The sequence below is a fragment of the Rhizobium alarense genome (assembly GCF_021555155.1).
Classification (GTDB): domain Bacteria; phylum Pseudomonadota; class Alphaproteobacteria; order Rhizobiales; family Rhizobiaceae; genus Rhizobium_D; species Rhizobium_D alarense.
In genome coordinates, this window is record NZ_JAKGBU010000070.1 from 1 (window position 1) to 13,783 (window position 13,783).

The window sequence follows — 13,783 nt, forward strand, 5'->3', positions numbered from 1 at the left end:
CGGCCGTTGCAGGAGGCGGGCATCGAGGACGTCTGGATCGGCGGGCCGGACATGGCGGCACTGCGCGACGCGCTGGAAGGCGCGGCGCGCGTCGAATACCGGCCGTCCGTCGACGAGATGCTGCCCTTTGCGCTAAAGGCGGTGCGCCCGGGTGACGTGGTCATCGTCAAGTCGTCGAAGGGAACCGGCTTCAGCCGCATCGTCGACGCCCTGATCGCGGCATTTCCACCGGCGGAGGCCGATTCCTCCGGAATTTGATGGGGATTGGCGGGGGGAGAGCCTGCCGGACCTCACACGTAGGGTTTAGTGCGACTATTCTTTCATACGGCGATTCCCGCGTCGGGGCGCCGCTGCTGCGGGGAAAGGCTGAGAATGCTGATTTGGCTTGTCGAACTGGCGGATACCGTCCAGGTGTTCAACCTGTTCCGGTACATCACCTTCCGCACGGGCGCGGCCCTCTTCACCTCGGCGCTGATCGTCTTCCTGTTCGGTCCCCGCATCATCTCGTCGCTGCGGCTGCGCCAGGGCAAGGGCCAGCCGATCCGCGCCGACGGCCCCCAGACCCATTTCAAGAAGGCCGGCACCCCGACCATGGGCGGCATCATGATCCTCGCCGGCATCGTCGGTAGCTCGCTGCTCTGGGCGGACCTTTCCAACGTCTACGTGGTCGCGACGCTGCTCGTGACGCTCGGCTTCGGCGCCATCGGCTTCTACGACGACTATCTCAAGGTCACGAAGCAGACCGAGAAAGGGTTTTCCGGCAAGGCGCGGCTCGGCATCGAATTCGTCATCGCCGGCATCGCCACCTATTTCATGATGCAGGCGACGCTTGCGGCCGGAACGTCCGGCTCCACTTTCGGCTCGTCGGTCGCCTTCCCGTTCTTCAAGGACCTGCTGCTCAATTTCGGCATCTTCTTCATCTTCTTCGGCGGCTTCGTCATCGTCGCGGCCGGCAATGCGGTGAACCTGACCGATGGTCTCGACGGGCTTGCCACCGTGCCCGTCATGATTTCGGCGGCCTCCTTCGGCGTCATCGCCTATCTCGCCGGCAACGCGGTCTTCGCCAACTACCTGCAGATCCATTTCGTGCCCGGCACGGGCGAGCTCGCCGTCATCATGGGCGCCGTGATCGGCGCGGGTCTCGGCTTCCTGTGGTTCAATGCGCCGCCGGCCGCCATCTTCATGGGCGACACCGGCTCGCTGGCGCTCGGCGGCCTTATCGGCTCGGTCGCCGTTGCTACGAAACACGAGATCGTCATGGCAATCGTCGGCGGTCTCTTCGTCATGGAGACCATGTCCGTCATCATCCAGGTGGGATTTTTCAAGCTCACCGGCCGGCGCGTGTTCCTGATGGCGCCGATCCACCATCACTTCGAGAAGAAGGGCTGGACGGAAAGCCAGGTGGTGATCCGCTTCTGGATCATCGCGGTCATCCTCGCGATGGTCGGCCTCTCGACGCTCAAGCTGCGGTGAGGCGGCAATGATCCCGGCCTCCACCTTCAAGGGAAAGACGGTCGCGCTCTTCGGGCTCGGTGGTTCCGGGCTCGCGACGGCGATGGCGCTGCAGGCCGGCGGCGCGACCGTGATTGCCTGGGACGACAATCCCGGCAGCGTCGACAACGCCGCAAAGGCCGGCATCGGCACGGGCGACCTGCGGGCGGCTGACTGGGGCGGTGTCGCCGCCCTCGTGCTTTCCCCCGGCGTACCGCTCACCCATCCGAAGCCGCACTGGACCGTCGACCTTGCGCGGGCGGCGGGCGCCGAGATCATCGGCGACGTCGAGATTTTCGTGCGCGAACGGCGGGCGCATGCGCCGGATTGCCCCTTCATCGCCATCACCGGCACGAACGGCAAGTCGACGACGACGGCGCTGATCGCGCATATCCTGAAGACGAGCGGCCGCGACACGCAGCTCGGCGGCAATATCGGCACTGCCGTGCTCACCCTCGATCCGCCGAAGGCGGGCCGCTTCTACGTCGTCGAGTGCTCCTCCTACCAGATCGACCTCGCGCCGACGATCGATCCGTCGGCCGGAATCCTGCTCAACCTCACGCCGGATCACCTCGACCGCCACGGCACGATGCAGCACTATGCCGACGTCAAGGAGCGGCTCGTCGCCGGCAGCCGCGCGGCGATCGTCGGCGTCGACGACACCTACTGCACGCTGATCGCCGACCGGATCGAGCGGGCCGGAACGCGCGTCGAGCGCATCTCGCGGCGCAACCCGCTGGCCGACGGCATCTATGCTGACGGCACGCGGCTGATGATCGCGCGGGGCGGAACGGCGCGCGCGGTCGCCGACCTTTCGGCAATCCAGACCCTGCGGGGCAGCCACAATGCGCAGAATGCCGCCGCGGCCATCGCCGCCTGCCTGGCGGTCGGGCTCGCCGAGGACGAGATCCGGGCGGGGCTCGCAAGCTTTCCCGGTCTCCAGCACCGCATGCAGCCGGTCGGCCGGCGCGGCGGCGTGCTCTTCGTCAACGATTCCAAGGCGACCAATGCCGATGCCGCCGCGCCGGCATTGTCGAGCTTCGAGCGCATCCACTGGATCGCCGGCGGACTGCCGAAGGAGGGCGGCATCACGACGCTGTCCGGCTTCTTCCCGCGCATCGCCAGGGCCTATCTCATCGGCGAGGCGGCGCCGGCCTTCGCCGCGACGCTCGGCGAGGCCGTGCCCTATGAAATTTCCGGCACGCTCGACCGGGCCGTGCGGCATGCGGCGGCGGAGGCCGAGAAGGAGGGATCGGGCTCCGTCGTGCTCCTGTCCCCGGCTTGCGCAAGCTTCGACCAGTACAAGAACTTCGAAGTCAGAGGCGAAGCGTTCGTCGCGCATGTGGCGGAGCTGCCCGGCATGACGATGCTGGTCGACAGAAAAGGATAGGGAAACGTCATGGTTAGCCGCGCCGAACGGGGTCCCGTCGCAGACTGGTTCTGGACGATAGACAGGTTCTTTCTCGCCGCCTTCGTGGTGCTGATGGGGATCGGCTTCATGCTGTCCTTTGCGGCGAGCCCGGCGGTCGCCGAAAGGCTCGGGCTCGACAGCTTCCACTTCGTCAAGCGGCACGCCGTCTTCCTGATCCCGTCGATCGCCGTGATGATCGCCATCTCCTTCCTGACGCCGCGCCAGGTGCGGCGCACTGCGATGCTTCTGCTCGTCGTCGCGCTCGGCATGATGGTGCTGGCGCTGTTCTTCGGCGTGGAGGTCAAGGGGTCGCGGCGCTGGATATCGATCGGCAGCTTCTCGATCCAGCCGTCGGAATTCATGAAACCGGCCTTCGTCGTCATCTGCGCCTGGCTTTTCGCCGAGCATGCGCGCCAGCCGGACATTCCGGGCAATCTCTTCGCGATCATCCTCTTCGGCATCGTCGCGGCGCTTCTCGTCGCCCAGCCGGACCTTGGCCAGACGATCCTGACGGCCGCCGTCTGGGGCGGCATGTTTTTCATGGCCGGCATGCCCTGGGTGTGGATCATGCTGCTCGGCGGTGCGGCGGTCGGCGGCTTCGTCGGTGCCTACCTGCTCTTTCCGCATGTGGCGGGGCGCATCGACCGGTTCCTGACCGGCGAAGGCGACACGTTCCAGATGGATACGGCGCGCGAGGCGATCATCCGCGGCGACTGGCTCGGCCAGGGACCGGGCGAGGGCACGGTCAAGCGCATCATCCCGGACAGCCACACCGACTTCATCTTCTCCGTCGCGGCGGAGGAGTTCGGCATCATCTTCTGCATGGTGATCGTCGCCGTCTTCGCCTTCGTCGTGCTGCGCGGCCTCAATCATGCGATGAAGGAACGCAACGACTTCACGCGCTTCGCCGTCGCCGGCCTCGTGCTGCAGATCGGCGCGCAGTCGATGATCAATATCGGCGTCAATCTCGAGTTGCTGCCCGCCAAGGGCATGACGCTGCCGCTCATCTCCTATGGCGGCTCCTCGATGCTGGCGATCTGCGTGACCGCCGGCTTCATCCTCGCGCTGACGCGCCACCGTCCGGAAAAGCGCGCCTCCGAGCGCAGCCTCTTCCGAAGCGGCATCATGGCGCCGGCGGAGTGAACCATGGCAAAGGGCATCATCCTGCTTGCCGCCGGCGGGACCGGCGGCCATCTGTTTCCGGCCGAGGCTCTGGCGCATGACCTGAAGGCCGGCGGCTGGAGCGTGCATCTCGTCACCGACAGCCGCGCGGAGCGCTTTGCGGGCAAGTTTCCGGCCGACGAGGTCCATGTGGTGCCGTCGGCGACGATCGGCTCGAAGAACCCCGTTTCGGTCGTGCGGTCGCTCTTCACGCTCTGGCAGGGACTTCGCGCGGCGCGGCGGCTGCTGAAAACGCTGAAACCCGCCGTCGTGGTGGGCTTCGGCGGCTATCCGACCGTCCCGCCGCTGCTGGCTGCGACCGGCCTCGGTATTCCCTCGATGATCCACGAGCAGAACGCAGTGATGGGGCGCGCCAACAAGGCGCTCGCGGCGCGCGTCAAGGCGATCGCCGGCGGTTTTCTGCCGGAGACCGGCGGCGCCCATGCGGAGAAGACCGTGACGACCGGCAATCCGGTGCGCCCGGCCGTGCTGGCGGCTGCCGACATACCCTATGCGCCGTCGCACGACGGCGAGGCCTTCCGCTTCGTCGTTTTCGGCGGCAGCCAGGGCGCCCAGTTCTTCTCCAAGGCGGTGCCGCAGGCGGTCTCCCGGCTGAGCGAGGCCAAGCGCGCGCGGCTCCAGATTACCCAGCAGGCGCGTCCGGAAGACCGCGAAGGCGTCGTCGCGATGTATGAGAAGCTCGGCATCGATGCCGAGGTCTCGCCCTTCTTCACCGACATGGCGGAGCGCATCGCCGCCGCGCATCTTGTGCTCTGCCGCTCCGGCGCCTCCACCGTCTCGGAACTCTCGGTGATCGGCCGGCCGGCGATCCTCGTGCCCTATCCCTATGCGCTCGATCACGACCAGGCGGCCAATGCCGCGGCCCTTGCCGCCGCCGGCGGGGCCGAGGTCATCGCCCAGGCCGAGCTTTCGCCGGAGCGCCTGTCGGGCCTCATCGCCGATGCGATGAAAAAACCGGACGCCATGGCGACCATGGCGGCGAACGCCCGAAAGGCGGGCAAACCGGACGCCGCGCGCTTGCTCGCCGCGATGGTTGAGGCTATTGCGGGCGGCACAACGATCGCGGAATTCAAGGGGAGACGGCCATGAAGATGCCGAAGAGCATAGGGCTCGTCCATTTCATCGGCATCGGCGGCATCGGCATGAGCGGCATTGCCGAGGTGCTGCACAATCTTGGCCATCGCGTCCAGGGGTCCGACCAGTCGGACAGCGCCAACGTGCAGCGCCTGCGTGCCAAGGGCATCGCGGTCTTCGTCGGCCACACGGCGGAAAATCTCGGTGACGCCGAGGTGGTCGTGGTCTCGACCGCCATCAAGAAGAACAATCCGGAGTTGATCGCCGCGCGCGAAAAGCTGCTGCCGGTCGTGCGCCGGGCGGAAATGCTCGCCGAACTCATGCGCTTCCGCAACGCCATCGCGATCGGCGGCACGCACGGCAAGACGACGACGACGTCGATGGTCGCCGCGCTGCTCGATGCCGGTGGCCTCGATCCGACCGTCATCAACGGCGGCATCATCAACGCCTATGGCACCAATGCCCGCATGGGCGCCGGCGAGTGGATGGTGGTGGAGGCCGACGAATCGGACGGCACCTTCCTCAAGCTGCCGGCCGACGTGGCTGTCGTCACCAATATCGATCCGGAGCATCTCGACCACTACGGCAATTTCGATGCCGTGCGTGCGGCCTTCCGGCAGTTCGTCGAGAACGTGCCGTTCTACGGCTTCGGCATCATGTGCCTCGACCACCCGGAGGTTCAGTCGATGGTGAGCCGGATCGAGGACCGCAAGGTCATCACCTACGGCGAGAACCCGCAGGCCGACGTGCGCTTCGGCAATATCCGCATGGATGGCGCAGTCTCGGTTTTCGACGTGGAGATCCGCCGCCGGCGCACGGGCCAGGTGATCGCGCTCAAGGACCTGCGGCTGCCGATGCCCGGCCGGCACAACGTTTCGAACGCCACGGCCGCGATCGCCGTTGCCAACCGGCTCGGCATCTCGGCCGAGGCGATCGCCAAGGGCCTGGCGTCCTTCGGCGGCGTCAAGCGGCGCTTCACCCAGACGGGCGAATGGAACGGCGTCAACGTCTATGACGACTACGGGCACCACCCGGTCGAGATCAAGGCGGTGCTGCGGGCCGCGCGCGAGGCCTGCAACGGACGCATCATCGCCGTTCACCAGCCGCACCGCTACAGCCGCGTGCATAGCCTCTTCGAAGAGTTCGCCGGTTGTTTCAACGACGCCGACACGGTCATGATCGCGCCGATCTACGCCGCCGGGGAGGAGCCGATCGACGGCGTCGGCGCCGCGGAACTTGTGTCGCGCATCAAGTCCGGCGGGCATCGCGACGCACGTGCCGTCAAAGGCCCGGAAGACATCGCTCCTGTCGTCGCCGCCATTGCTAAGCCCGGTGATTTTGTGGTTCTGTTGGGGGCTGGCAGCATCACCTACTGGGCCGCCGCGCTCCCGAACGAACTCGCAGGACTGGCAGGAAAGACAGCATGAAGCAGGTGGATGGTGAAAAGCTCCTGGCGTCGCTCGGCGACGGCATCAAGGACGTTCGCGGCCGCCTGACGCCCGACGCGCCGATGGACCGCGTCACCTGGTTCCGCGCCGGCGGTCTTGCCGAACTGATGTTCCATCCGCATGACGTCGACGATCTCGTCACCTTCCTGAAGCTCGTGCCGGAAGAGATTCCGGTGCTCGTCACCGGAGTGGGCTCCAACCTGCTGGTGCGCGACGGCGGCATCCCGGGCATCGTCATCCGGCCGTCGGCCAAGGGGTTCGGCGATGTCGAGCTCATCGGCGAAAACCGCATCAAGGCCGGCGCCATCTGCCCCGACAAGAACATCGCCGCGATGGCGCTCGATCACGGCATCGCCGGCTTCGAATTCTACTACGGCATTCCGGGTGCGATCGGCGGCGCGCTGCGCATGAACGCGGGCGCCAACGGCGGTGAAACGAAGGATCTCGTCGTCGAGGTGCACGCGGTCGACCGCAAGGGCAACAGGCATGTGCTGTCGAATGCCGACATGGGCTACAGCTACCGCCATTCGTCAGCGCCGGACGGGCTGATCTTCACTCATGCGATCTTCGAGGGGCAGCCGGGCGACAAGGCGGATATCCGCCAGAAGATGGACGCCGTGCGCCAGCATCGCGAGACGGTGCAGCCGATTCGCGAAAAGACCGGCGGTTCGACCTTCAAGAACCCGGAGGGCAACTCCGCCTGGAAGCTGATCGACGAGGCGGGCTGCCGCGGCCTGATGATCGGCGGCGCGCAAATGTCGCCGATGCACTGCAACTTCATGATCAATACCGGCCAGGCGACGGGCTACGAACTCGAATATCTCGGCGAGACGGTCCGCCAGCGCGTGCTCGAACATTCCGGCGTGACGCTGCAATGGGAAATCAGGCGCATCGGCAAGTTCATGCCGGGCTATGAGGTGCGCGAGTTCCTCGGCCGCGCAACGGCCTGACTCTCCACGACCTTTTCCTGCCGGCGACGCCTTGCCGGCAGTTATACCCTGCGGTACGAAATCGCCTGCGCCATTGCTTGACAATTGCACGCCAGGCGTGAGACTCGCGGTGCGATTGTCGCAAATCCGGAGGGGGTACGTGCATGATCAGGAAACTCTCGGCTGAATTTTTGGGGACGTTCTGGCTTGTCTTCGGCGGTTGTGGAAGCGCCGTGCTGGCTGCCGCATTTCCCGAGGTGGGAATCGGGCTCGTCGGCGTGTCCCTTGCGTTCGGACTGACCGTGCTGACCATGGCCTATGCCGTCGGCGGCATCTCCGGCGGGCATTTCAATCCGGCCGTGTCGGTCGGGCTCGCCGTTGCCGGGAAGTTTCCGGCATCGAGCCTCCTGCCCTATATCCTGGCGCAGGTCGTCGGCGCGGTCGTCGCGGGGGCGGTGCTCTATCTCGTCGCCAGCGGCAAGGCGGATTTTCAGCTCGGCGGCTTCGCGTCCAACGGCTATGGCGCGCATTCGCCGGGCGGCTATTCGCTGACGGCGGCGCTGGTGATGGAGGTGGTGATGACCTTCATATTCCTCTTCATCATCCTCGGCGCAACGAGCGGCCGGGTGCCGGCCGGCTTCGCGCCGATCGCCATCGGCCTGGCGCTGACGCTGATCCATCTCGTGTCGATCCCGGTGACGAACACATCGGTCAATCCGGCGCGCTCGACGGGCGTCGCGCTCTTCGTCGGCGACTGGGCGCTCGCCCAGCTGTGGCTGTTCTGGGGCGCGCCGATCATCGGCGGTGCTCTCGGCGCCATCGCGTGGAAGGCCGTGGGCGAGGGCGACTGACGCTGCGCTCCTGCCGCGCATTTTGAGAACCCGCCCGGATTTCCGCGGCAGGTTTTTTGCTGCCGGGCTTTTTCCGACGCCCCTTGCGCGGCTCTCAACTCTCTGATTCTAAGGTCGGAATCGCTGCAGACCTGATTCGCCGGCGGTGTTCCGGCGGCCGGTCGCCGACCGGTGGTTAACGAAAGTAAACGCTTCATTAACCTTAATGCCGCTCTAGTGAACCATCTCGCTTTGCCCGAGTCGCCATCGGTCGATTCAGGTCCACACAAGCGAGTTCGGGCAGAGTGCGGTCGTCTCGGGAGCAGTGCATGAATGCGAAGCATGTCGCGGTATTGATGGGAGGTTTCTCGTCGGAAAGGCCGGTCAGCCTTTCGTCGGGCACCGCCTGCGCGGATGCGCTGGAGGCGGAAGGCTACCGCGTCACCCGCCTCGACGTCGACCACGACATCGCCAGCGTGCTTGCGGACATGAAGCCGGACGTCGCCTTCAACGCGCTGCACGGCCCGTTCGGCGAGGACGGCACGATCCAGGGCATCCTGGAATATCTGCAGATCCCCTACACCCATTCCGGCGTGCTCGCCTCGGCGCTTGCCATGGACAAGGCGCAGGCGAAGATCGTCGCCAAGGCTGCCGGCCTGCCGGTCGCCGAGCAGCGGCTGATGAACCGCTTCGACTTCACTTCGGCGCATCCCATCAAGCCGCCTTACGTGGTGAAGCCCGTCCGCGAGGGATCGAGCTTCGGTGTCGTGATCGTCAAGGAAGATCAGTCCCATCCCCCGCAGGTCATCACCTCGGCCGAATGGCGCTACGGCGACCGTGTGATGGTGGAGCGCTACGTCTACGGACGGGAGTTGACCTGTGGCGTCATGGGCGACGTGGCGCTCGGCGTCACCGAAATCGTGCCGCAGGGCCACAGCTTCTATGATTATGATTCCAAATACGTAAAGGGCGGTTCAAAACACATCATCCCGGCGCAAATTTCACCAAATATTTACCAAAAAATACAAACACTGGCACTTAAGGCGCATCAAGCGATCGGGTGCCGCGGCGTCAGCAGATCGGACTTCCGCTACGACGACCGTTTCTCGGAGAACGGCGAGATCATCTGGCTGGAGATCAATACCCAGCCCGGCATGACCCCGACATCGCTGGTGCCCGAAATGGCCGAGAATGCCGGCCATTCCTTTGGTGAGTTCTTGAGGTGGATCGTGGAGGACGCGTCGTGTTTGCGTTGACCGGGCGAAAGAGGGGCAGGGCGCGCCAGCCGGCGGCCGCCGACCTTTCCGAGGTCGAGGCCGGCCTTGTCCTGCCGCGTCCCCTGCGTCGCGTCGTGCGCTTCGCCGTCAGCCTGGCCGTCGGCCGGGTGCATATTCCGCGTCACGCCGGCTCCTTCGCCGTCGTGCTGTTCTTTGCCGCCACCGGCTACTACGGCATGGCGCTCGGCGGCCATTCGCATGATTTCGCGCAGGCGGTCACCTCCGCCGGCGGCTTTGCCATCGAGGACGTGAAGGTCTCCGGCAACCGCGAGACCTCGGAGATCGACATTCTCGAGCAGCTCGGCCTCGACGGCACGACGTCGCTGATCGCGCTCGACGTGAAGGAAGCGCGTGAGAAGCTCGCGAAGCTGCCGTGGGTCGAGGACGTCTCCGTGCGCAAGGTCTATCCCGGCACCATCGAGGTCGTGCTCAAGGAGCGCGAGGCCTTCGGGATCTGGCAGCATGGTTCCGACCTTTCGCTCATCAAAACCGACGGCAGCGTGATCGCGCCGCTGCGCGACAACAAGTTCGCGGCCCTGCCGCTCTTCGTCGGCCGCGGCGCCGAAACGGCGGCTGCCGAGTTTGCGCGCACGGTCGATGCCTGGCCGGGGATCAAGGAGCGCGTGAAGGCCTATGTCCGCGTCGCCGGCCGCCGCTGGGACCTGGTGCTGAAGAACGGCGTCATCGTCAGGCTGCCGGAGCACAATGTGCCGCGCGCCATGCAGCTGCTGTCTGCGATGGAAGCCGAGCACGAAGTGCTGGAGCGCGACATCGCGGCCGTCGACTTCCGCCTGGAGGACCGCACGACCATCCGGCTGACGGAGGGCGCGGTCGAACGCCGCAAGGTCGCCGTGGAACAGCGGGCGAAGGAACTCAAGAAGCTGGCGGATCGCACATGAGCATATTCGGTTCGTCTCACTTCGGCATGCCGCGCCTGAAGCCGCTGAGCTCCAAGCGGACGCATATCGTCTCGGTGCTGGACATCGGCTCCACCAAGGTCGTCTGCATGATCGGCCGGCTGACGCCGCGTGCCGAAAGCGAGATCCTGCCGGGCCGTACCCACAATATCGAGGTCATCGGCATCGGCCACCAGCGTTCGCGCGGGGTCAAGACCGGCGTCATCGCCGATCTGGAAGTGGCCGAAAGCGTCGTGCGGCTTGCGGTGGATGCCGCCGAGCGCATGGCGGGTCTCACCGTCGACAGCCTGATCGTCAACGTGTCGGCCGGCCGGCTGCAGAGCGACATCTACACGGCGACGATCGATCTCGGCGGCCAGGAGGTCGACGCGGCCGATCTTCGCAAGGTGCTGACGGCCGCCGGCCATCAGTCGCTGCGACGCCAGGATCGTGCGATCCTGCATTCGCTCCCGACCGGCTTCTCGCTCGACGGCGAGCGCGGCATCCGTGATCCGCTGTCGATGTACGGCGACGTTCTCGGCGTCGACATGCACGTGTTGACGGCCGAGCGGCCGGCGCTCAAGAACCTCGAACTCTGCGTCAACCGGGCGCACCTGTCGGTCGAGGGTATCGTCGCGACGCCCTATGCGAGCGGCCTGTCGGCGCTGGTCGACGACGAGATGGAGCTCGGCTGCGCCTGCATCGACATGGGCGGCGGGACGACGACCATCTCCGTCTTCGCGGAAGGCAAGCTCGTGCATTCCGACGCCGTCTCGCTCGGCGGCCAGCACGTGACGACGGACCTCGCGCGCGGCCTCTCGACCCGCATCGAGGACGCCGAGCGGCTGAAGGTGGTGCACGGCTCGGCGCTGCCGAACGGTGCGGACGAACGCGACACGATCGCCGTTCCGCCGATCGGCGAGGACGAGCGCGACCAGCCGACGCACGTGCCCCGCGCGCTCGTCTCGCGCATCGTGCGCGCCCGCATCGACGAGACGCTCGAGCTCATCCGGGACCGGATCCAGAAGTCCGGCTTCTCGCCGATCGTCGGCAAGCGAATCGTGCTGACCGGCGGCGCAAGCCAGCTCACGGGACTTCCCGAGGCGGCGCGCCGCATCCTCGCCCGCAATGTCAGGATCGGCCGGCCGCTCGGCGTCTCCGGCCTGCCGTCGGCGGCCAAGGGGCCGGCCTTCTCGACGGCCGTCGGGCTGATGATCTATCCGCAGGTGGCGGATCAGGAAACACATGCCGCGCAGGGCGGAGTGCTCACGCAGCTTACAGGTGGCAACGGCCGCATCGCCCGCATGGGGCAGTGGCTGAAGGAGAGTTTTTGACGGTGGCTCCGGCGTCAAGTCGTGCGTCCGGCGGGGTCATTCATCAACGGGTTAAGGGAATCGGCCGGCGTGGCGATGCGGGCCTGAAACAGAAGGAACGGGTACAATGACAATCAAGCTGCAGAAGCCGGATATTACTGAGCTGAAGCCTCGCATCACCGTCTTCGGTGTCGGCGGGGGCGGCGGCAACGCCGTCAACAACATGATCACCGCCGGCCTGCAGGGCGTCGACTTCGTCGTCGCCAACACGGACGCGCAGGCGCTCACCATGACCAAGGCCGAACGCATCATCCAGATGGGCGTCGCCGTTACCGAGGGTCTCGGTGCCGGTTCGCAGCCCGAGGTCGGCCGCGCGGCCGCCGAGGAGTGCATCGACGAGATCATCGATCACCTGAACGGCACGCATATGTGCTTCGTCACCGCCGGCATGGGCGGCGGCACCGGTACCGGCGCGGCGCCGGTCGTCGCGCAGGCCGCCCGCAACAAGGGCATCCTGACCGTCGGCGTCGTTACCAAGCCGTTCCATTTCGAAGGCGGTCGCCGCATGCGGCTCGCCGAAGAGGGCATCCAGGAACTGCAGAAGTCCGTGGATACGCTCATCGTCATCCCGAACCAGAACCTCTTCCGCATCGCCAACGACAAGACGACCTTCGCCGATGCCTTCGCCATGGCGGACCAGGTTCTCTATTCGGGCGTCGCCTGCATCACCGACCTGATGGTCAAGGAAGGCCTCATCAACCTCGACTTCGCCGACGTCCGTTCGGTGATGCGCGAGATGGGCCGCGCGATGATGGGCACGGGCGAGGCATCCGGCGAGGGCCGCGCCATGGCCGCCGCCGAAGCTGCGATCGCCAATCCGCTGCTCGACGAGACCTCGATGAAGGGGGCCCAGGGCCTGCTGATCTCGATCACCGGCGGCCGTGACCTCACGCTCTTCGAAGTGGACGAAGCCGCGACCCGCATCCGTGAGGAAGTGGATCCGGACGCCAACATCATCCTCGGTGCGACCTTCGACGAAGAGCTCGAAGGCATCATCCGCGTGTCCGTCGTTGCAACCGGTATCGACCGCGTGGCATCGGAGGTCGCTGGCAAGGCTGCCGACTTTCGCCCGGTAAGCAAGCCCGTCATCCGTCCGTCCGCCGCCGTTCCGGTCCAGCCACAGCCGATCGCGGCCGCCCCGCAGCCGGCGCCCGTCAAGACGGTCGATCCGATCGCCGAGACCATCCGTGCCGCCGAGGAAAGCCTGGAGCGCGAGCTGGAGATTCCGCTTTCCAAGCCGGTGGTTGCGCCGCAACAGGCCGCGCAGGAGGAGTTCCGCCCCCAGAGCCGCATCTTCGCCCCCGCTCCGGCGGAAACGTCGATGGCGGCCCGCCCGGCACCGGCCGCGCAGCAGCCGATGGCCGCCGCCCCCGCGCCGGTCCGCGTCGAGCCGGCCGCCCCGATCATCCGGCAGGAGCCGCAGTCCATGCGCATGCCGAAGATCGAGGATTTCCCGCCGGTCGTGCAGGCCGAGATGGACCACCGTTCGCATCAGCCGAGCGTTGCCCAGACGGAGGAACGCGGCCCGATGGGTCTCCTCAAGCGCATCACCTCGTCGCTCGGTCGTCGTGAGGAGGAGGAGCCGTCGACCGATATGACGGCTTCGGCTCCCGCCGCGGCATCACAGCAGCGTCGTCCGCTGTCGCCCGAAGCGAGCCTCTATGCGCCGCGCCGCGGCCAACTCGACGACCACGGCCGCGCGAACCCGCAGCCGCGTGCCCTGTCCGACGACGAGCAGCTCGAGATCCCGGCCTTCCTGCGCCGCCAGTCGAACTGAGGTTATCGAACACGCTTTGAACACGGCGCCCGGGCATTTGTCCGGGCGCCTTATTTTATTGTTTAATTTCAAATGCCTAGTTGCTCTGGTGAGTC

At 66.3% G+C, this 13,783-nt stretch carries 11 protein-coding genes and 1 pseudogene; all 12 read left to right on the plus strand.

Annotated elements, in window-relative coordinates; translation table 11 throughout:
- A pseudogene (locus tag LXM94_RS19380) lies at window positions 1-258 on the plus strand (UDP-N-acetylmuramoylalanyl-D-glutamyl-2, 6-diaminopimelate--D-alanyl-D-alanine ligase); the annotation flags it as partial.
- 114 nt (window positions 259-372) lie between these two features.
- Window positions 373-1,473, plus strand: a complete 1,101-nt coding sequence (mraY, locus tag LXM94_RS19385) for a phospho-N-acetylmuramoyl-pentapeptide-transferase (protein WP_235773108.1) — start codon at window positions 373-375, stop codon at window positions 1,471-1,473.
- 7 nt (window positions 1,474-1,480) lie between these two features.
- The gene (murD, locus tag LXM94_RS19390; protein WP_235773109.1) at window positions 1,481-2,881 is read left to right on the plus strand and encodes a UDP-N-acetylmuramoyl-L-alanine--D-glutamate ligase; all 1,401 of its coding nucleotides are present in this window, start codon (window positions 1,481-1,483) and stop codon (window positions 2,879-2,881) included.
- Window positions 2,882-2,890: 9 nt separating this feature from the next.
- Window positions 2,891-4,045: a putative lipid II flippase FtsW gene (gene ftsW, locus LXM94_RS19395; protein ID WP_235773110.1), complete on the plus strand. Its 1,155-nt coding sequence runs from the start codon at window positions 2,891-2,893 to the stop codon at window positions 4,043-4,045.
- 3 nt (window positions 4,046-4,048) lie between these two features.
- Window positions 4,049-5,173 (plus strand): undecaprenyldiphospho-muramoylpentapeptide beta-N-acetylglucosaminyltransferase, encoded by a 1,125-nt coding sequence (gene murG / locus LXM94_RS19400; protein ID WP_235773111.1) that lies wholly within the window; start codon window positions 4,049-4,051, stop codon window positions 5,171-5,173.
- Complete coding sequence (gene murC / locus LXM94_RS19405) at window positions 5,170-6,585, plus strand: UDP-N-acetylmuramate--L-alanine ligase (protein ID WP_235773112.1); 1,416 nt, start codon at window positions 5,170-5,172, stop codon at window positions 6,583-6,585. The genes murG and murC overlap by 4 nt, the downstream gene beginning before the upstream one ends.
- The gene (gene murB, locus LXM94_RS19410) at window positions 6,582-7,556 is read left to right on the plus strand and encodes a UDP-N-acetylmuramate dehydrogenase (protein WP_235773113.1); all 975 of its coding nucleotides are present in this window, start codon (window positions 6,582-6,584) and stop codon (window positions 7,554-7,556) included. The genes murC and murB overlap by 4 nt, the downstream gene beginning before the upstream one ends.
- A 143-nt stretch (window positions 7,557-7,699) precedes the next feature.
- On the plus strand, window positions 7,700-8,386 hold the full coding sequence (aqpZ, locus tag LXM94_RS19415) for an aquaporin Z (protein ID WP_235773114.1): 687 nt from the start codon (window positions 7,700-7,702) through the stop codon (window positions 8,384-8,386).
- Between the two features lie 308 nt (window positions 8,387-8,694).
- Window positions 8,695-9,621: a D-alanine--D-alanine ligase gene (locus tag LXM94_RS19420; RefSeq protein ID WP_235773115.1), complete on the plus strand. Its 927-nt coding sequence runs from the start codon at window positions 8,695-8,697 to the stop codon at window positions 9,619-9,621.
- Complete coding sequence (locus LXM94_RS19425; protein ID WP_235773116.1) at window positions 9,609-10,541, plus strand: cell division protein FtsQ/DivIB; 933 nt, start codon at window positions 9,609-9,611, stop codon at window positions 10,539-10,541. The genes LXM94_RS19420 and LXM94_RS19425 overlap by 13 nt, the downstream gene beginning before the upstream one ends.
- On the plus strand, window positions 10,538-11,872 hold the full coding sequence (gene ftsA, locus LXM94_RS19430; protein WP_235773117.1) for a cell division protein FtsA: 1,335 nt from the start codon (window positions 10,538-10,540) through the stop codon (window positions 11,870-11,872). Before LXM94_RS19425 ends, ftsA begins: the two co-directional genes overlap by 4 nt.
- A 106-nt stretch (window positions 11,873-11,978) precedes the next feature.
- The gene (gene ftsZ, locus LXM94_RS19435; RefSeq protein ID WP_235773118.1) at window positions 11,979-13,688 is read left to right on the plus strand and encodes a cell division protein FtsZ; all 1,710 of its coding nucleotides are present in this window, start codon (window positions 11,979-11,981) and stop codon (window positions 13,686-13,688) included.
- Window positions 13,689-13,783: the final 95 nt, after the last annotated feature.

Bases quoted from the DNA above. Each gene is read 5' to 3' on its own strand.
- mraY (WP_235773108.1), top strand. From the start codon at position 373: ATGCTGATTTGGCTTGTCGAACTGGCGGATACCGTCCAGGTGTTCAAC.
- murD (WP_235773109.1), top strand. From the start codon at position 1,481: ATGATCCCGGCCTCCACCTTCAAGGGAAAGACGGTCGCGCTCTTCGGG.
- ftsW (WP_235773110.1), top strand. From the start codon at position 2,891: ATGGTTAGCCGCGCCGAACGGGGTCCCGTCGCAGACTGGTTCTGGACG.
- murG (WP_235773111.1), top strand. From the start codon at position 4,049: ATGGCAAAGGGCATCATCCTGCTTGCCGCCGGCGGGACCGGCGGCCAT.
- murC (WP_235773112.1), top strand. From the start codon at position 5,170: ATGAAGATGCCGAAGAGCATAGGGCTCGTCCATTTCATCGGCATCGGC.
- murB (WP_235773113.1), top strand. From the start codon at position 6,582: ATGAAGCAGGTGGATGGTGAAAAGCTCCTGGCGTCGCTCGGCGACGGC.
- aqpZ (WP_235773114.1), top strand. From the start codon at position 7,700: ATGATCAGGAAACTCTCGGCTGAATTTTTGGGGACGTTCTGGCTTGTC.
- LXM94_RS19420 (WP_235773115.1), top strand. From the start codon at position 8,695: ATGAATGCGAAGCATGTCGCGGTATTGATGGGAGGTTTCTCGTCGGAA.
- ftsA (WP_235773117.1), top strand. From the start codon at position 10,538: ATGAGCATATTCGGTTCGTCTCACTTCGGCATGCCGCGCCTGAAGCCG.
- ftsZ (WP_235773118.1), top strand. From the start codon at position 11,979: ATGACAATCAAGCTGCAGAAGCCGGATATTACTGAGCTGAAGCCTCGC.